The following is a 17,566-nucleotide window of genomic DNA, read 5'->3' as shown; positions in this document are numbered from 1 at the left end:
GCGGCCCGGTTCCCTCCGCTACGGGCGAACAACCTTGCGCCTTCCCGCACCCCCGCGCGCCCCCTTTTCCGGCACCCTCCGCAGTTGTGACACCACTCAGCGTAACTCGGACGCCCTGGAGACTGTTGCACTTGGCATGGTTGGCACCCCACCCGCGGCACCGTCCCGGATTCCGGTCCCGGCAGTCCCGGCAGTCCCGGCGGTCCCGGCGGTCCCCGGCTCCTTGGTGCCCGTGCCCCGCCGGCCCGCCGAGGCGGCCGGGCCCGGGGCCCGGGTGCGGTGGTGGTACGAGAGTGTGCTCGGCTGGCCCACGGCGCCCGGTACGCCGGTACTGCTGCGCACGGGTGTCCGCTTCGACGTCCTGGACGTCCCGGTCCAGGTCGGTCACGCGGCACTGCGGCGGCTCGGGTCGCCTGGCGCGACTCCGCGACGGCCGGGCTTCCCGGTGGCCCTGCGGGGCGGGCGGATGCTCCTGCTCGTGGCCCCGGGCGGTGCGGAGGAGCTGCCCGGGCTGCTGGAGTGGCTGGAGTGGGGTTCCCTGCCGCTGGACCTGACGGCGGTCGGCGCCGGCGGCCTCGTGGAGGCGCCCCTGCTTCCGGCGACCGGCGCCGCTGGGGCGACCGGGTCGGCCGGCGCGACCGACGTGGCCGGTTCCGCGGCCGCGGCTGGTTCGGCCGACGTGGGCCGGGTCGGCCGCGGATCGGCCCTCCCGCCGCCGCGTTCCCGGGACCACGACGGCCGGGCCCGGCGGGGTGCCGCCGTGTGGCTGCGCCCCCCGGAGCAGGAGGGCGGGGCCGAGATCTCGTTGCCGGCGCTGTCGGCCGTGGGGGGCACCGCGGCCGCCCCCGACCTCGCCCGGCTGGTGCACACCCTCGCTACGGAGTGCCACCGGTTCCGGCTCTCGTCCCGGTGCGCAAGCCCGCGGCTCGCCCGGGCGACGCGATGAGGGCGTACGGGGCGGAGCCTGTGGCGGGTGGCGCGGCGGGGTGATCAGCCGTTGGCCTTCTCGTAGGCCTCGCGGATGATCGCGGGGACACGGCCGCGGTCGTTCACGTCGTAGCCGTTCTCCTTGGCCCAGGCGCGGATCGCCGCGGTGTCCTGGCTGCCGCCCGACGAAGCGCGCGTCTTGCCGCGACCTCCGGAAGCCCGGCCGCCGGTGCGGCGCCCGCCCTTGACGTAAGGCTCGAGAAGACCCCGGAGCTTGTCGGCGTTGGCGGTGGTGAGGTCGATCTCGTACGTCTTGCCGTCCAGCGCGAACGTCACGGTCTCGTCTGCCTCGCCGCCGTCGAGGTCGTCGACAAGAAGGACCTGAACCTTCTGTGCCACCGGATTTCCTTTCATCGATAACTTGAGGGCCGGAGGTCCGTCGGCGTCCGCCGTATCGCCGTCCCTTGTTATATGCAGTACTGCAGTACGTCGGAAAGCAAACCGCTTTTGCCGGAAAAACACAAACCCCCGGCAGAGGCCGGTAGCCCGGCCCCGGGACGGAAAGATGCGCGTTTCGGACATAGGGAACCCGCGCGCGGTCCGTCGGCCGAATAAACCTGGCGCGGCCCGGCGATCACAGGTGCAGAAGCATGCGGCTGTTGCCGAGGGTGTTCGGTTTCACTCGTTCGAGACCGAGGAACTCCGCGACGCCCTCGTCATAGGAACGCAGGAGCTCCGCGTAGACATCCGTGTCGACGGGCGTCTCCCCGATCTCCACGAAGCCGTGCTTGCCGAAGAAGTCCACTTCGAAGGTCAGGCAGAAAACTCGGCGAACACCGAGCCAGCGTGCGGTGTCCAGCAACTTCTCCAGCAGCTGGTGGCCGACGCCGTAGCCCTTCAGGCCGGGCTTGACCGCGAGAGTGCGCACTTCCGCGAGGTCTTCCCACATGACGTGCAGGGCGCCGCAGCCGACCACCTCGGCGTTGTCGTCCCGTTCCGCGACCCAGAACTCCTGGATGCTCTCGTAAAGCGTCACCATCGCTTTGTCGAGCAGGATGCGGTCGCGAACGTAGGCGTCGAGCAGCCGGCGCACGTCCGGGACATCGCTGGTGCGGGCCCGCCGGACGGTGATGGCTTTTGACATGTGGGGACGCTATCGCTCGCCCGCGTCCGGTACCGAACCGGGGTTGGGCGTAGGGGTATCCGGCGAGGTATCCGGTCCCTGCACGATGCGGATGGCGTCTCTGAGTGCCTGGCGCTGTTCCTCGCTCATCATGCCGAAGAAGGCGATGAGGGCGGCGGCGGGGTTGTCGCTCTGGGACCACGCGTCGTTCATCAGCGCGGCGGCGTAGGCGGCGCGGGTGGAGACCGCCTCATATCGATAGGCCCGGCCTTCCGCCTCGCGGCGCACCCAGCCCTTCTGATGGAGATTGTCCAAAACGGTCATCACCGTGGTGTAGGCGATCGACCGTTCCTGTTGCAGATCTTCCAGGACTTCTCGAACGGTCACCGGGCGGTTCCACTTCCACACCCGCGTCATGACCGCGTCTTCGAGTTCTCCCAAGGGGCGAGGCACGCTTCGAACGATAGTGGGGAATCCTGGACATGGCGTGCCGGAACGTGCGGGAACATGCCGGACGTGCGCTTTTGGCGCCAAACGGGCGCGGTAGGCGCGAGAGGGGAGGGCGGCCGCCTAGGGAGGAGCGGGGGCATGCGTACGACTCCCCGCGGTGGATGCGGGGAGTCGTGGGCGGGGGAGGTCAGGCCTCGGGCTGGGCGGACGGCTGACGGGCGCCCTCCGCTCGCGCGAGGGCGGCGTCGACGGCCGCGTCCTCCTTGGCCTTGTTGGCGCCGCCCTGGGTCTTCACGATCACCCTGATCACGCCGATGAAGAAGACGGCCATCACGGCCGGGGGCAGGAGCGCGGAGACGTAGTCCATGGATCCAGGGTAGCCAGGCCCCGTCAGCCGGCCGCGAGGTGGTGCCGGGACTCTGGGGCGGGCGGGGCCGGCTTGCGGCGGGGGAAGACCTCGCCCGGGGTGGGGACGGGGCGCTTGGGGGTGGCCGGCTTCCGGGCGGGCTCCTGGGCGGGTTTGCGGGCGGGCTCCCGCGGCGGGTCCTGTGCGGGCCTCTCGTCGGCCTGCCGGCCGCCGGGGAGGGCGAGGAGGAGGCGGGTGCCGGAGCTGGCGGTGGGGGCGGTGGCGTTGCCGGTGCCGGTGCCGGTGCCTCCGGCTGCGTCGGCGAGGGTGATGGTGGGGGCGGGCCTGGGGGTGCGGGCCGCGGGCAGGGTGGGCTTCGCGGTGGGCGGCTGGGGCGCGCAGCGGGCCAGGAGGGCGGCCGCGGCGGGGTTGCCGCGCAGGGCGCCGAGGGCGGCGAGGTCGTCCGCGCCCGGGCGGTGTCCGGCGGCCAGCGCCTCGTCCAGGAGCGCGAGGTAGCCGGTGGCGGTGCCGGGGAGGGCGGCGCGGTACCGGGCGAGGTCGGCCACCAGGAAGGCGCGCATTCTGGCGCTCTCCCGCATCGCCTCGTCTAGCGACTCCGCGAGGCGGAGGCAGTCCCGGGCCTCCTGGGCCGAGACGGGGCTGGGCTTGAGGGCGAGGGCGAGGGCGCGCCGGAGCACACGCAGCTCCTGAGCACCGAACGCCATGCCGCCGCGGGATCCGTAGGGCGTGGGCATGCCGTGACGATACGCGCTAATCAGACAAACTCGGCATAGGGGATGGGGTGTGGCGTGGGGGCCACTCGTATGCGGGTGCCTCCGGCGGTTGGGCGGGGGGTGCCTGCGGCGGCCTGTGCGGGTTCGTGGGTGGGGATGCCTGCGGCGGCCTGCGCGGGTTCGTGGGTGGGGATGCCTGCGGCGGCCTGTGCGGGTTCGTGGTGGGGGTGCCTGCGGCGCCGCTGCGGGTTCGGTGGGGGTGCGCGTAGCGCGATCCGTTGTGGGCTGGGACGGGGCCGCGCCGGGGGGTGTCCGTCCTCGGAACGGCGCGAAATCGGTCGGCCACAGAAGCCGGGGGCGTTGACGCGCCAACCGCTGCGGGCGGACACCCCCCGACACGACCCCTTCCCGCCGTACGCGGCTATCCCGCCGTGCAGCCTGAGCCGGCTGTCCACGCTGAGCTGCGGGCAGTCGTGCCGCTGGGGCGGCACGGGTGGGCGCAGCGGCACCCCGTCGGCGCCGGGCCGCGACACCCACCCCACTCACGCCGGGCTCGGTCTACAGGCGGGACACGTTTCGTTCGTAGACCAGGCGGAGCCCCATCAGGGTCAGCCACGGCTCGTGTTCGTCGATGACCGAGGACTCGCCCAGCACCATCGGCGCCAGCCCGCCCGTCGCGATGACCGTGACGTCGTCGGGGTCGTCCGCCAGCTCGCGGGCCATGCGGTTGACGACGCCGTCGACCTGGCCGGCGAAGCCGTAGATGATCCCGGACTGCATCGCCTCGACCGTGTTCTTGCCGATCACGCTGCGGGGCCGGGCGACCTCGATCTTGCGGAGCTGGGCGCCCTTGACGCCCAGCGCCTCGACCGAGATCTCGATGCCGGGCGCGATCACCCCGCCGACGTACTCCCCGCGCGCGCTGACCGCGTCGAAGGTCGTCGCCGTGCCGAAGTCCACGACGATCGCCGGGCCGCCGTACAGCTCGACCGCGGCGACCGCGTTGATGATGCGGTCGGCGCCGACCTCCTTGGGGTGGTCGGTGAGGATGGGGACGCCCGTCTTCACGCCCGGCTCCACGAGGACCGCGGGGACGTCGCCGTAGTAGCGGCGCGTGACCTCGCGGAGTTCGTGGAGGACGGAGGGGACCGTCGCGCAGATGGCGATGCCGTCGATGCCGTCGCCCAGCTCGTCGCCGAGGAGCGGGTGCATGCCCATCAGGCCCTGGAGGAGGACCGCCAGCTCGTCGGCGGTGCGGCGCGAGTCCGTGGAGATGCGCCAGTGCTCGACGATGTCCTCGCCGTCGAAGAGGCCCAGGACGGTGTGGGTGTTTCCTACGTCGATCGTCAGCAGCATGGGCTCTACTCCGCCGCTCGCAGGTCCAGGCCGATGTCCAGGATGCGGGAGCTGTGGGTCAGGGCTCCCACGGCCAGGTAGTCGACGCCGGTGGTGGCGTACGCCTTGGCGTTGTCGAGGGTGAGGCGGCCGGACGCCTCCAGGGCGGCCCGGCCGGCGACCAGGGCGACGGCCTCCTCGCACTCGGCGGGGGTGAAGTTGTCCAGGAGGATCAGGTCGGCGCCCGCGTCGAGGACTTCGCGCAGCTGGTGCAGGGTGTCGACCTCGACCTCGATGGGGACGTCGGGGAAGCGCTCGCGGACGGCTTCGAAGGCCGCCGCCACGCCGCCGGCCGCGACCACGTGGTTGTCCTTGACCAGCGCCGCGTCCGAGAGGGACATGCGGTGGTTGACGCCGCCGCCGCAGCGGACCGCGAACTTCTCCAGGCTGCGCAGGCCGGGGGTCGTCTTGCGGGTGTCGCGGACCTCGGCCTTCGTGCCGTCCAGGACGTCCGCCCACGCGCGCGTGGCGGTCGCGATGCCCGACAGGCGGCACAGGAGGTTCAGCGCGCTGCGTTCGGCGGTGAGGATGTCGCGGGTGCGGGTGGTGACGGAGAGGAGCTTGTCGCCTTCGTCGACGCGGTCGCCGTCCTCGACGTGGCGTTCCACCTCGAACTCGTCCGTGCAGACGACCGAGAGGACCGCCTCGGCGACCCTGAGGCCCGCCACGACGCCGGGCTCGCGGGCCGTGAAGTCGGCGGTCGCGACGGCGTCCTCGGGGATGGTCGCGACCGTCGTGACGTCCACGCCGCCCGCCAGGTCCTCCTGGATCGCCAGGTTGGCCAGGTCCTCGACCTCGATCGGGTCGAGGCCGGAGTCCAGCAGGAGCGCCGCGAGGGCCGGGTCGAGGCCGCACTCCATGTAGGTGTCTTCGTCGGTGTCCGCGCCGCAGGCGCAGCCGTCGCCGCAGCCTCCGCCGGAGGCGAGGGGAAGGTCGGGGGTGTTCACTGCTGTCACTGCTCCTGGGGACGCCGCGTCGGCTGGGGAGTGGGGATGGTCGGGGGGAATTCTGGCGTGTCCGTGGTGTGCACGGCGAGGGTGCGGTCCGGGTTCAGGCGTACGACGATGTGGCGGCGCCACGCGGTGTCGTCGCGGTCGGCGCGGTCCTCCCGCCAGTGACAGCCGCGCGTCTCCTCGCGCCGGGCCGCCGCCGCCACCAGGACGCGGGCCACGCAGAGGAGGTTGGTGGCCTCCCAGGTGTCGACGCCCGGTTCGGAGGTCTTGCCGTTCTCGTGCAGGGCGTCGCGGGCCTCGGCGTGGAGGTCGTCGAGCCGCCGCGCCGCGCGGGAGAGCGAGTCGGCCGAGCGCAGCACGCCCGCGCCCTGGGTCATGATCCGCTGGATGGCCGTCCGGGACTCGGGCGGGAGGAGGGGGTGGACGGGGTCGTCGCGGCGCGGGAGGGGGGCGGGTACGCGCGGGCGCAGGGTGCCCTCCGCGCGGGCCGCGGCGATGTGGGCGGCGATGCGCTCAGCGTAGACCAGGCCCTCCAGGAGGGAGTTGGAGGCCAGCCGGTTGGCGCCGTGCACGCCCGTGCAGGCGACCTCTCCGCACGCGTACAGGCCGGGGACCGTGGTGCGGCCCGAGGCGTCGGTGCGGACGCCGCCGGAGGCGTAGTGGGCGGCCGGGGCGACCGGGATCGGTTCGGTGACCGGGTCGATGCCGTGGGCGCGGCAGGCGGCGAGGATCGTGGGGAAGCGGTTCTCCCACATCTCGGCGCCGAAGTGGCGGGCGTCCAGGTACATGTGCTCGGCGCCCTGTTCCTGCATGCGGCGCGTGATGCCCTTGGCGACGATGTCCCGGGGGGCGAGTTCCGCCAGCTCGTGCTGTCCCACCATGAAGCGCGCGCCGTCGGCGTCCACCAGGTGGGCGCCCTCTCCGCGTACCGCCTCCGAGACCAGGGGCTGCTGGCCCTCGGCGTCCGGGCCGAGGAAGAGGACCGTGGGGTGGAACTGGACGAACTCCAGGTCGCTGACCTCGGCGCCCGCCCGGAGGGCGAGGGCCACGCCGTCGCCCGTGGAGACGGCCGGGTTCGTCGTGGCCGAGAAGACCTGGCCCATGCCGCCGGTGGCGAGGACCACGGCGGGGGCGTGGACCGCTCCCACGCCGTCGTGCTGGCCCTCGCCCATGACGTGCAGGGTGACACCGGCCGTGCGGCCTTCGGCGTCGGTGAGGAGGTCCAGGACGAGGGCGTTCTCGACGGTGCGGACGCCGCGCGCGCGGACCGCCTCGACCAGCGCGCGGGAGATCTCCGCGCCCGTGGCGTCGCCGCCGGCGTGGGCGATGCGGCGGCGGTGGTGGCCGCCCTCGCGGGTGAGGGCGAGGCCGCCCTCGGTGGACTCGTCGAAGTGCGCGCCGGTCGCGATGAGACGGCGTACGGCGTCCGGGCCCTCGGTGACCAGGAGGCGGACCGCCTCCCGGTCGCACAGGCCCGCGCCGGCGACCAGGGTGTCGTCCAGGTGCTGCTCGGGGGTGTCGCCCTCGCCGAGGGCCGCGGCGATGCCGCCCTGGGCCCAGCGGGTGGAGCCGTCGTCGAGGCGGGCCTTGGTGACGACGACCGTCCTGAGGCCCGCCGCCTCGCAGCGCAGGGCCGCGGTGAGGCCGGCGACGCCGGAGCCGACGACCACCACGTCCGCGTCCAGGGCCCAGCCGGGCGCGGGGGCGTGCAGTCGTATGCCTGTGCTGGTCACGAGGCCGCTCCGAAGGTGAGGGGTACGTTGTCGATCAGCCGGGTCGCGCCGACCCGGGCGGCGACGGCGAGGACCGCCTCGCCGGTGTGGTCGCCGCCGACCTCGGTGAAGTCGGCGGGGTCGACCAGGGCGAGGTAGTCCAGCTCCAGCGGAGGGTCGAGGCGGGCGGCGTCGTCGAGCACCAGGCGGGCGGCGGCGCGTACGGCGTCGGGGGTGCCCGGGGCCGCGTGCGAGACGGCGTGGGCGTCGGCCGCCGCGCGGGACTCGCCCAGGGCGCTGAGCGCCTCGGCCCGCGCGTGCGGGGCGGGCACCTCGCGGGCCCGGGCGCGCAGCGCCTCCTGGGCGGCGTGCCGGTCGAGGCCGGCGAAGAGGGCCCGGGAGAGGGCGAGGGCGGTGCGGCGCTCCCGGGGGGAGAGGTAGCGGTTGCGGCTGGAGAGGGCCAGGCCGTCGTCCTCGCGGACGGTGGGGACGCCGACGATCTCGACGCCGAAGTTCAGGTCGCGGACCATGCGGCGGATCAGGGCGAGCTGCTGGGCGTCCTTCTGGCCGTAGAGGGCGAGGTCCGGGCGGGTGAGGTGGAGCAGCTTGGCCACGACGGTGAGCATGCCGTCGAAGTGGCCGGGGCGGGAGGCGCCCTCCAGGCGTTCGCCCATGGGGCCGGCGGTGACGCGCACCTGGGGTTCGCCGCCCGGGTAGACCTCGTCGACGGAGGGGGCGAAGACGGCGTCGGCGCCCGCCTGCCCGGCGATCTCCAGGTCGGCGTCGAGGGTGCGCGGGTAGCGGTCGAGGTCCTCGCCGGCGCCGAACTGCAGCGGGTTGACGAAGACGGTGACGACGACCTCGCCGCTCGGGCCGACCAGGTCGCGTGCGGTGCGGATCAGCGTGGCGTGGCCCTCGTGCAGGGCGCCCATGGTCATGACGACGGCCCGGCGGCCATGCCTCTCGCGCCCGTGCAGCTCGGCGGCGGTGCGCAGCAGGACGGGCGGCGGGGTGGTGGGCGTCATCGGGCGTCTCCCTCGGGGCCGTCGGTGTCGTCGGGGCCGTCGGTGTCGGCGGGGCCGGGCTTTTCGGAGGGGCCCGGCGTCTCGGCGAGTACCCCGAGGAGGTCCTCGGCGAGTTCGGCCTTGAGCAGGCCGTGGTCCAGGGCCCGGTCGGCGGTCGCGCGGGCCATCGCGACGTAGCCGGCGACCGCCTGCGGGGCGTGTGCGCGCAGCTCCTCGATGTGGGCGGCGACCGTGCCCGCGTCCCCGCGCGCGACGGGGCCGGTGAGGGCCGCGTCGCCGGAGCGCAGGGCGTTGTCGAGGGCGGCGCCCAGCAGGGGGCCGAGCATCCGGTCGGGGGCCGCGACACCGGCCGTGCGCAGCAGCTCCATGGACTGGGCGACCAGGGTGACCAGGTGGTTGGCGCCCAGGGCGAGCGCCGCGTGGTACAGCGGGCGCCGCTCCTCGGCGATCCACTCGGGCTCGCCGCCCATCTCGATGACCAGGGCCTCGGCGGCCAGCCGCAGCTCCTCGGGGGCGGTGACGCCGAAGGAGCAGCCGGCCAGCCGCTGGACGTCCACGGGGGTGCCGGTGAAGGTCATCGCCGGGTGCAGGGCGAGCGGCAGGGCGCCGGCGCGCAGGGCGGGGTCCAGCACCTTGGCGCCGTACCGCCCGGAGGTGTGCACGAGCAGCTGGCCCGGACGCACCGACCCCGTCTCGGCGAGCCCGGTGACCAGGCCGGGCAGGGCGTCGTCGGGGACGGTCAGGAGGACCAGTTCGGCGCGCTGGAGGACTTCGGCGGGCGCCACGAGCGGCACGTCGGGCAGGAGAGCCGCGGCGCGCCGTCTGGAGGCGTCGGAGACCCCGGAGACGGCCACCGGGCGGTGCCCGGCGAGCTGGAGCGACGCGGCCAGCGCGGGGCCCACGCGTCCGGCGCCGACGACGCCTACGGTGAGCCGCGCGGGGCGGTCCTTGGGGTCTGGCTGTGGGGTTGTGTTCACGCGACGGGGGCCTTCCCGTTCCAGTCCGCTCGGGGTACCGGACGATTTCTCGTCATGTTAACGCGATTGGTTCGGGGCGCGTCCCGTCGTCCACAGGCTGTGGGTTTCCGCACGGCCGGGGACGGAAAAGCCCGGTGCCCGCGCAGGCGCCGCAGGGCATGATCCGGGGCATGAGCGATGCGGCGGGGCGGAACGAGCGGGCGGAAGAGCCGGAACAGCCGGAAGAGGCGGCACAGGGCGAGGGGACGGAGCCGCCGGGCGAGCGGGCGAGGCGGCTGCGGGAGCGGCGGGTGGCCGCCCATCGCGGGGCGCGGCGCGTCCTCGCCGGGCCGGGGTTCAGCACGAGCCTGCGCGAGCGGCTCGCCCTGCTGGACCGGGCGGACGGGCTGTACGACCTGGACGAGGCGTCCGACATGTACGGCGACGGGATCGTCGCGGCGCTGGAGGAGAAGGTCGCCGGCCTGCTCGGCACCGAGGCCGCCGCCTTCTTCCCGACCGGGACGATGGCCCAGCAGGTGGCCCTGCGCTGCTGGGCCGGCCGCACCGGCAACCCGGTGGTCGCCCTGCACGGGCTCAGCCACCCGGAGCTGCACGAGCGGGGCGCCTTCAGCCGGGTGAGCGGACTGCGCCCGGTACGGCTGACCGACGAGCCCCGGCAGCCGACGGCCGAGGAGGTGCGCGACTTCGAGGAGCCCTTCGGGGCGCTGATGCTGGAGCTTCCCCTCAGGGACGCCGGTTTCGTGCTGCCCACCTGGGAACAGCTCACCGAGACCGTCGAGGCCGCGCGGGAGCGCGACGCGGTGGTCCACTTCGACGGGGCCCGCCTGTGGGAGACCACCGTCCACTTCGGCCGGACGCCGGCCGAGATCGCGGGGCTGGCCGACAGTGTGTACGTCTCGTTCTACAAGTCCCTCAAGGGCTACGGGGGCGCCGCCCTGGCCGGCCCGCGGACGCTGGTCGAGGAGGCGAGGGCCTGGCGGCACCGGTACGGCGGCGCGGTGTTCCAGCAGTTCCCGACGGTGCTGTCGGCACTGGCCGGCCTGGAGCACGAGCTGCCCCGGCTGCCGGAGTACGTCGCCCACGCGCGCGTGGTGGCCGCCGCGCTGAGGGAGGGGTTCGCGGCGGCCGGGCTGCCCTGGGCGCGGGTGCGTCCGGAGACGCCGCACACCCACGAGTTCCAGGTCTGGCTGCCGTACGACGCCGAGGTGGTCGGCGAGGCGGCCGTCCGGCAGGGCGAGGAGACGGGGACGCTGCTCTTCTCCCGCGGCTGGCAGACCCCCGGCCCGGGGCTCGCCGTGACCGAGGTCGGGGTGGAGGCGGCGGGCCTGCGGTGGACGGCCGACGACGTCCGGGCGGCGGCGGCCGACTTCGCCGCCCGCCTGAAGGGCTGACCTCCGCCGGGCCCGCCGTCGTCAGCCGGTCGCGCGCGGGCGTGCCGAGGGCGACCGGCGGCGCAGGGCCCGGCGGAGCCGTCCCGTCGCCGGGCGGCCGGCGAGCACCGCCCGGAACCGACGGCGGTCCCGCCACGCGCGGACCACCTGGAGGTCCCGGCTGCCGGGCGCGGGCGGCACGGGCTCGCCGTGCTGCCGGGCGCGATAGGTGTCGAGGAGGTACTGCTGGGTGATGTCCATGACGGACCGCCTTCCGCAGGGGACGTAGGGGTGGGAAGTCGGGCTCCGCGGCTGCCCCGTGGCTCCACACTGCGCCTGCCGCCGGGCCCCGGTCGCGTGGATTGACGCCCGCGGTCAATCGGCGGCGGTGTTGTCGGCGGCGGGGTGCACCATGAAGGCATGAGCGTGCGCATCGACATCGCGGGGCTGCGGCCCGAGAGGGTCGCCGTCGTGCCCTCGCCCCTGGCCGAGCTGGGCATGGCGCTGCACGCCCTCTCCGAGCCGGGGCACCACCCGGGCCTCCAGGGCTGGGTGACGGGCGTGACGGCGCGGCTCGACTCGCACCTGGCCGACCGGATGTGCGAGGCCGACTTCCTGTGGCGGACGACGTTCTCGGACCTGTTCATGCCCTTCGCCGGGGTGCCGGGCGGTGGCACGCTGCCCGGGGCCACCCTCGCCGAGGACCTGGAGCTGCTCGACAAGCTCTCCGACGAGCAGTTCGTGGACGCGGCGCTGGAGTTCACCTGCGCCCTGCCCTACAGCACCAAAGGGGCCTCCGCCCTGGAGGACGCCGAGGCGCGCCGCCGTGCGCTGGACCTGGCCGCCGCGAGGGGCCCGCAGCAGCTGCGGTTCAGCGAGCGGCTGCTGGCCGACCCGCCGCGCATCCGCGACTGGCTGCGGCAGTTCGCGCAGGACTGCGACGAGGCCTTCTTCGCGGAGGCGTGGTCCCGGCTGCGCCACCAGCTCGCGGCCGACGCCCGGCACAAGACGGACCTGCTGCGCCGCAAGGGCCTGGCCGAGGCGCTGGCCGCGGTGTCCCCGGCGGTCACGCTGGACGAGGGCGCCGCGCGGATCACCGTGGACAAGCTGGGCGACGGCCGCTCGGCGACCGGGGAGGGCGGGCTGCTGCTGGTCCCGACCAGCCTGGGCTGGCCGCACCTGATGGTCCTGCACCGGCACGAGTGGCAGCCGGTGCTGCACTACCCGGTGGGCTCCCCCGAGCTGGCCTCCCCTCCGTCGGTCGAGCAGCTCACCCTCCGGATGACCGCGCTGTCCCACCCGGTGCGGATGCGGATCTGCCGCCACCTGGCCCGCAGCGCGTACACCACGAGCGAGCTGGCGCAGGCGCACGGGATGACGGCGCCCGAGATATCCCGGCACCTCGGGGTGCTGAAGAAGGCCGGTCTGATCACCACCCGCCGCCGCGGCCGGTACGTGCTGCACCAGCTCGACGTGACGGTGGTGGCCCGGCTGGGCAGCGACTTCCTGGAGGGCATACTGCGCTGATCGGCGCGGGGCGGATCAGTCGAAGCGGATGTGCCGCAGCCCCACGCCCGCCTGGCGCAGCCGGGTCCGCAGCGCGCCCTCGGTGTGGGGCTCCAGCGTCAGCCCGGCCAGCACCGCGATGCGGTCCGCCGTCTTCGGGACGGTCGTGCGGTCCGTCCACAGGTGCTCGGCGAACTCCGGCTCGCCCAGCCGCTCCAGGCAGTGGTCGAGCCGCCGTACCGCCCAGCTCTCGCGGTGCGGCCGGGCGCCCTTCCCCACGACGTACCCGAGGAGGTTCCCGACGCCGCGCTCGCGCAGCCGCCGCAGGACCGTCTCGCGCTCGGCGAGGAGGGTGAAGTGGCGGACGTCGTGGCCCAGGTCGCGCAGCCGGCCGACGGTCTCGGCGAAGCAGTCGGAGTCGGTGACCGTCATGGGCGCGATCACCACGCCGTCGTGTTCGGTGAGGGCGAGGTCGAGCACCTCCACCACGCCCTGCCGCCAGGAGGCCAGCTCCTGGAAGTCCCCGCGCAGTCCGGGCGGAAGCATCCGGTGCAGGCCGAAGCCGACGTGCTCCGGGTCGCAGATCACGCTCCCGGGCAGCCGGCGTCGTATCTCGTGCGCGGTCTGTGTCTTGCCGCCCCCGAACGGGCCGTTGATCCACAGCAGCATGCGCAGACCCTACCGACGCCCGGCCCGCGGCGGGGCGCGATCAGTCCTGCCCGTCCCGCCCGTCCCTCAGCCCTGGGTGCCGCCCGTCCCTCAGCCCTGGGTGCCGCCCGCCCGCACCAGTCCCGTCTCGTAGGCGAGGACCACCACCTGCACCCGGTCGCGCAGGCCCAGCTTGGTCAGGATGCGGCCCACGTGGGTCTTCACGGTCGCCTCGGACAGCACCAGCCGGGCCGCGATCTCCCCGTTGGACAGGCCCTGGGCGACCAGCACCATCACCTCGCGCTCCCGCTCGGTGAGCCGCTGGAGTTCCTTGTGGCGGGGCTCCTGCCCGGTGGTCGGCAGCATCGGCGCGAAGCGGTCCAGGAGCCGGCGGGTGGTCGAGGGCGCGACCACCGCGTCACCGCTGTGCACGGAACGGATCGCGGCCAGCAGCTCGCCGGGCGGCACGTCCTTGAGCATGAAGCCGGAGGCACCCGCCTTCAGCCCCGAGAAGGCGTACTCGTCGAGGTCGAAGGTGGTCAGGATCAGTACCTTCGGCGCGTTCGGGTCCACGCAGATCCGGCTGGTGGTCTCGACGCCGTCGAGCTTGGGCATGCGGACGTCCATCAGGACGACGTCCACGGCGGTCGAGCGCAGCACCTGAAGGGCCTCGACGCCGTCGCCCGCCTCCGCGACGACCTCCATGTCCGGCTGGGCGGCGAGCACCATCCGGAACCCGGTGCGCAGCAGCACCTGGTCGTCGACGAGCATTACGCGGATCGTCATCGGGGCCTCTTCCATGCGGGTCCGTGCGGGTCTTACAGGTGTCAACGCGGTACGCGCGTAAGGGCGCGGTGGTTCAGTGTGCGGGTTTCAGCGGCAGCAGCGCACTGATGCGGAATCCTCCGCCCGGCCGCGGGCCGGCGTCCAGGGTGCCGCCGACCATGCCGACCCGCTCCCGCATGCCGATCATGCCGTGGCCCTGGCCGTCGAAGCCGCCCTCCTCGTACAGCTCGTGCGGGGCGCCCTTGCCGTCGTCCTCGATGAGCAGCCCGAGCCCGTCGTCGAAGTAGACCAGCCGCACGCTGGCGCCCGCGTTGGGGCCGCCGTGCTTGCGGGTGTTGGTCAGCGCCTCCTGCACGATGCGGTACGCGGTCAGCTCCACACCGCTGGGCAGCTCGCGCGGGGTGCCCTCGACCTTGAAGTCGACGGGCAGCCCGGAGCTGCGGCACTGCTCGACGAGGTCCTCGATCTGCTGGACGTCGGGCTGCGGGACGTACTCCCCGGCCTCCTGGTGCTCGCCGGTGCGCAGCACGCCGAGCAGGCGCCGCATCTCGGCCAGGGCCTGGCGGCCGGTCGAGGAGATGGTCTCCAACGCCTTCTTCGCCTGGTCGGGGGCGGCGTCCAGGACGTAGGCGGCGCCGTCGGCCTGGACGACCATCACGGAGACGTTGTGCGCGACGACGTCGTGCAGCTCGCGCGCGATGCGGGCGCGCTCGGCGGCGACGGCGACCTTGGCCTGCGCCTCGCGCTCCTTCTCCAGCCGGGCGGCCCGCTCCTCCAGCTGCGCGAAGTAGGCGCGGCGCACGCGGATCGAGTCGCCGAGCACCCAGGCCAGGGCGAAGGGCACCGCCTGGAAGACCGTTATGGCGATGTTGGCCCCTATGCCCAGGGTCCCGTCGGCCCAGCGCAGCTGGGCGAGGGGAGCCGCGCACAGGCCCACGGCCAGCGCGGTCCGGGAGGCCCAGCGGGCGCCGGTCGCGGCGACGGTGTAGACGATCACCAGGAAGGCGAAGTCGGCCGGGAGCTGCGGGACGTCCAGCACCAGCTGCCCCGCGCCCAGGGCCAGGGCGAGCAGCAGCATCTTCTCCGGCATGCGCTGGCGCAGCGCGATCACCAGGCACAGCGGGACGGTGAAGAGGAGGAGCAGCGCCGTGCTGTCCGTGCCCTCGCTCCTCGACTGCGGCGCCGCCAGGGACACGAGCGAGATGCCGAGCAGGACGAGGGCCCAGAAACAGTCGACCCCGGTCGGGTGTCTGCGGAGGAAATCGTAGAGGCGCTGCACGTAACCCAGCGTAGGGAAGTGCGATAGGTGCAGGGGTCAACCGAAGGGCCGATCCGCAGCGCCCGCGCATACTCCGCAAGGTGGAGGCTCCGTTCCCCTGTGCCCCTAGCCTGGGTCTGTGACAGCAGGGACAAGCGGTGCCGAAGGGGCTCGCGAGGCGCATGAGGGCTGGCGGGGCTGGCGGGAGGCGACCGAGGAAGCGCTCTACGGGCCGGCCGGTTTCTACCGCGCCCGGCCCGAGGGACCGGCCGGGCATTTCCGGACGTCGGTGCACGCGTCGCCGTTGTTCGCCGGGGCGGTGGCGCGGCTGCTGTGCCGTCTCGACGAGGCGCTGGGGCGGCCCGCGTCGCTGGCCTTCGTGGACATGGCGGCCGGCCGCGGCGAGCTGGTCACCGGGGTGCTGGCGGCGCTGCCCGCCGACGTGGCCGCCCGGACCCGCGCGTACGCCGTCGAGGTGGCCGGGCGCCCGGCGGGGCTGGACCACCGGATCGAGTGGCTGGCCGAGCCGCCGGCCGGGGTGACGGGGCTGCTGTTCGCCAACGAGTGGCTGGACAACGTGCCGGTGGACGTGGCCGAGGTGGACGCCGCGGGCCTGGCCAGGCGGGTGCTCGTCCGGGACGACGGGTCCGAACGGCTCGGGGAGCCGGTGTCCGGCGCGGAGGCCGAGTGGCTGGCCCGGTGGTGGCCGCTCGGCGGCGAGGAAGGGCTGCGGGCGGAGATCGGGCTGCCCCGCGACACCGCCTGGGCGTCCGCCGTCGCGACGCTGGACGCGGGGCTCGCCGTGGCCGCCGACTACGCGCACACCCTCGGCGCCCGCCCGCCGTTCGGGACGCTCACCGGCTTCCGGGAGGGCCGTGAGACGCCGCCGGTGCCGGACGGGTCCTGCGACATCACCGCGCACGTGGCACTGGACGCGTGCGCGTCCGCCGGGAGTCGTGCTCCGGTGCACACGCCCCCGGACGCGCTGCTGCGCCCCCAGCGGGCGGCCCTGCACGCCCTCGGCCTCACCGGCGTACGCCCCCCGCTCACGCTGGCCTCCACCGACCCGGCGGCGTACGTGCGCGCCCTGGCGAGCGCCTCCGAGGCCGCCGAACTGACCGCGGCGGGCGGTCTCGGCGACTTCCTGTGGCTGCTCCAGCCGGTGGGCGCGGTGGACGCCGGCGCGCTACTTGTCGATGTCCCCGACCACGAAGAACAGTGACCCGAGGATCGCCACCATGTCCGCGACCAGCGTCCCGGGCAGCAGCTCGGTCAGCGCCTGGATGTTGTTGTACGAGGCGGACCGCAGCTTCAGCCGGTACGGCGTCTTCTCGCCCTTGCTGACGAGGTAGTAGCCGTTGATGCCGAGCGGGTTCTCGGTCCAGGCGTAGGTGTGGCCCTCGGGCGCCTTCAGCACCTTCGGAAGCCGCTGGTTGACCGGGCCGGGCGCCAGCTCGGCCAGGCGGTCCAGGCAGGCGTCGGCGAGGTCGAGGGCGTTGTGCGTCTGCTCCAGCAGGCATTCGAAGCGGGCCAGGCAGTCGCCGTCGGTGCGGGTGACGACCTTCAGGGTCTCCTGGAGTTCGCCGTAGGCCAGGTACGGCTCGTCGCGGCGCAGGTCGAAGTCGACGCCGGAGGCGCGGGCGATCGGGCCGCTGACGCCGTAGGCGTGCACGGCCTCGGGGCTCAGGGCGCCCACCCCGCGCGTGCGGCCCCGGAAGATCTCGTTGCCGAGCACCAGCTCGTCGAAGACGTCCATGCGGGAGCGCACGGCGGCGACGGCACCGCGCGCGCGTGCGGTCCAGCCCGCCGGCAGGTCTTCCTTGAGGCCGCCGACGCGGTTGAACATGTAGTGCATGCGCCCGCCGGAGACCTCCTCCATGACGTTCTGGAGGACCTCGCGCTCCCGGAAGGCGTAGAAGACCGGGGTGATGCCGCCCAGCTCCAGCGGGTACGACCCGAGGAACATCAGGTGGTTGAGCACCCGGTTCAGCTCGGCGAGCAGCGTGCGCGTCCACACCGCGCGCGTGGGGACCTCCATGCCGAGCATGCGCTCCACGGCGAGGACCACGCCCAGCTCGTTGGAGAAGGCCGACAGCCAGTCGTGGCGGTTGGCGAGCACGATGATCTGGCGGTAGTCGCGGGCCTCGAACAGCTTCTCCGCGCCGCGGTGCATGTAGCCGATCACGGGCTCCGCGCGGACGATGCGTTCGCCGTCCAGGACGAGCCGCAGACGCAGCACGCCGTGCGTGGACGGGTGCTGCGGCCCGATGTTGAGCACCATGTCGGTGCTCTCCGCGGCGCCGCCGATGCCGACCATGGTCTCCGTCGTAGGAGTCATGGACACAGTCTCCCCTAC

The 17,566-nt window shown here is 74.0% G+C and carries 19 protein-coding genes; 4 read left to right on the top strand and 15 right to left on the bottom strand.

Annotated elements, in window-relative coordinates:
• Positions 1–232: 232 nt before the first annotated feature.
• Positions 233–946 carry an SCO3374 family protein gene (locus ACFZP7_RS19455; protein ID WP_385634979.1) on the top strand — a complete coding sequence of 238 codons (714 nt, stop codon included), beginning with the start codon at positions 233–235 and terminating at the stop codon, positions 944–946.
• Between the two features lie 44 nt (positions 947–990).
• On the opposite strand, the gene ACFZP7_RS19450 is transcribed toward ACFZP7_RS19455, so the two are convergent.
• From ACFZP7_RS19450 to ACFZP7_RS19405, 10 genes are all read right to left on the bottom strand, one after another.
• The gene (locus tag ACFZP7_RS19450) at positions 991–1,326 is read right to left on the bottom strand and encodes an Lsr2 family protein (protein ID WP_019331034.1); all 336 of its coding nucleotides are present in this window, start codon (positions 1,324–1,326) and stop codon (positions 991–993) included.
• 235 nt (positions 1,327–1,561) lie between these two features.
• Positions 1,562–2,071, bottom strand: a complete 510-nt coding sequence (locus ACFZP7_RS19445; protein ID WP_019331035.1) for an amino-acid N-acetyltransferase — start codon at positions 2,069–2,071, stop codon at positions 1,562–1,564.
• A 9-nt stretch (positions 2,072–2,080) separates the two neighbouring features.
• A complete protein-coding gene (locus tag ACFZP7_RS19440; RefSeq protein ID WP_385634977.1) occupies positions 2,081–2,503 on the bottom strand; it encodes a BlaI/MecI/CopY family transcriptional regulator in 423 nt (140 codons plus the stop codon).
• A gap of 184 nt (positions 2,504–2,687) precedes the next feature.
• Entirely contained in the window at positions 2,688–2,867 is a 180-nt protein-coding gene (locus ACFZP7_RS19435) for a hypothetical protein (RefSeq protein WP_019331037.1), read from the bottom strand.
• Between the two features lie 23 nt (positions 2,868–2,890).
• A complete protein-coding gene (locus ACFZP7_RS19430) occupies positions 2,891–3,601 on the bottom strand; it encodes a hypothetical protein (RefSeq protein WP_385634975.1) in 711 nt (236 codons plus the stop codon).
• Between the two features lie 537 nt (positions 3,602–4,138).
• The gene (locus tag ACFZP7_RS19425; RefSeq protein ID WP_019329897.1) at positions 4,139–4,936 is read right to left on the bottom strand and encodes a type III pantothenate kinase; all 798 of its coding nucleotides are present in this window, start codon (positions 4,934–4,936) and stop codon (positions 4,139–4,141) included.
• Between the two features lie 5 nt (positions 4,937–4,941).
• The gene (gene nadC, locus ACFZP7_RS19420; protein WP_210904161.1) at positions 4,942–5,922 is read right to left on the bottom strand and encodes a carboxylating nicotinate-nucleotide diphosphorylase; all 981 of its coding nucleotides are present in this window, start codon (positions 5,920–5,922) and stop codon (positions 4,942–4,944) included.
• Between the two features lie 5 nt (positions 5,923–5,927).
• On the bottom strand, positions 5,928–7,661 hold the full coding sequence (locus ACFZP7_RS19415; protein WP_192342035.1) for an L-aspartate oxidase: 1,734 nt from the start codon (positions 7,659–7,661) through the stop codon (positions 5,928–5,930).
• Positions 7,658–8,665 carry a pantoate--beta-alanine ligase gene (gene panC, locus ACFZP7_RS19410; protein WP_385634973.1) on the bottom strand — a complete coding sequence of 336 codons (1,008 nt, stop codon included), beginning with the start codon at positions 8,663–8,665 and terminating at the stop codon, positions 7,658–7,660. Before panC ends, ACFZP7_RS19415 begins: the two co-directional genes overlap by 4 nt.
• Entirely contained in the window at positions 8,662–9,642 is a 981-nt protein-coding gene (locus tag ACFZP7_RS19405) for a Rossmann-like and DUF2520 domain-containing protein (protein WP_109204742.1), read from the bottom strand. Before ACFZP7_RS19405 ends, panC begins: the two co-directional genes overlap by 4 nt.
• A gap of 170 nt (positions 9,643–9,812) precedes the next feature.
• On the opposite strand from ACFZP7_RS19405, the gene ACFZP7_RS19400 reads away from it, so the two are divergent.
• Positions 9,813–11,033: a threonine aldolase family protein gene (locus ACFZP7_RS19400; protein WP_385634971.1), complete on the top strand. Its 1,221-nt coding sequence runs from the start codon at positions 9,813–9,815 to the stop codon at positions 11,031–11,033.
• A 21-nt stretch (positions 11,034–11,054) separates the two neighbouring features.
• Here ACFZP7_RS19400 and ACFZP7_RS19395 read toward each other — a convergent pair whose 3' ends face one another.
• On the bottom strand, positions 11,055–11,273 hold the full coding sequence (locus tag ACFZP7_RS19395; RefSeq protein ID WP_019329891.1) for a hypothetical protein: 219 nt from the start codon (positions 11,271–11,273) through the stop codon (positions 11,055–11,057).
• A gap of 159 nt (positions 11,274–11,432) precedes the next feature.
• Here ACFZP7_RS19395 and ACFZP7_RS19390 point away from each other — a divergent pair, with 159 nt between their 5' ends.
• The gene (locus ACFZP7_RS19390; protein ID WP_046249088.1) at positions 11,433–12,539 is read left to right on the top strand and encodes a DUF5937 family protein; all 1,107 of its coding nucleotides are present in this window, start codon (positions 11,433–11,435) and stop codon (positions 12,537–12,539) included.
• Between the two features lie 15 nt (positions 12,540–12,554).
• On the opposite strand, the gene ACFZP7_RS19385 is transcribed toward ACFZP7_RS19390, so the two are convergent.
• The 3 genes from ACFZP7_RS19385 to ACFZP7_RS19375 all read right to left on the bottom strand — a co-directional run bounded on the left by ACFZP7_RS19385 (position 12,555) and on the right by ACFZP7_RS19375 (position 15,231).
• Positions 12,555–13,187, bottom strand: a complete 633-nt coding sequence (locus tag ACFZP7_RS19385) for an AAA family ATPase (RefSeq protein ID WP_385634969.1) — start codon at positions 13,185–13,187, stop codon at positions 12,555–12,557.
• Between the two features lie 90 nt (positions 13,188–13,277).
• Entirely contained in the window at positions 13,278–13,952 is a 675-nt protein-coding gene (locus tag ACFZP7_RS19380; protein ID WP_029394340.1) for a response regulator transcription factor, read from the bottom strand.
• A 73-nt stretch (positions 13,953–14,025) separates the two neighbouring features.
• Positions 14,026–15,231, bottom strand: coding sequence for a sensor histidine kinase (locus ACFZP7_RS19375; protein ID WP_019329887.1), 1,206 nt, complete (start codon positions 15,229–15,231; stop codon positions 14,026–14,028).
• A gap of 118 nt (positions 15,232–15,349) precedes the next feature.
• On the opposite strand from ACFZP7_RS19375, the gene ACFZP7_RS19370 reads away from it, so the two are divergent.
• Positions 15,350–16,432, top strand: a complete 1,083-nt coding sequence (locus tag ACFZP7_RS19370; RefSeq protein ID WP_385634968.1) for an SAM-dependent methyltransferase — start codon at positions 15,350–15,352, stop codon at positions 16,430–16,432.
• Here the strand turns inward: ACFZP7_RS19370 and ACFZP7_RS19365 are convergent.
• Positions 16,397–17,548, bottom strand: a complete 1,152-nt coding sequence (locus tag ACFZP7_RS19365; RefSeq protein ID WP_030978912.1) for an NADH-quinone oxidoreductase subunit D — start codon at positions 17,546–17,548, stop codon at positions 16,397–16,399. The two genes, ACFZP7_RS19370 and ACFZP7_RS19365, sit on opposite strands and share 36 nt — an antisense overlap.
• Between the last annotated feature and the right edge of the window lie 18 nt (positions 17,549–17,566).

This window comes from Streptomyces sp. SudanB5_2050 (assembly GCF_964272335.1).
GTDB classification, from domain to species: Bacteria; Actinomycetota; Actinomycetes; order Streptomycetales; family Streptomycetaceae; genus Streptomyces; species Streptomyces rochei.
The sequence above is the reverse complement of the archived record's forward strand: the minus strand, read 5'-3'. Positions and strand labels throughout refer to the sequence as shown.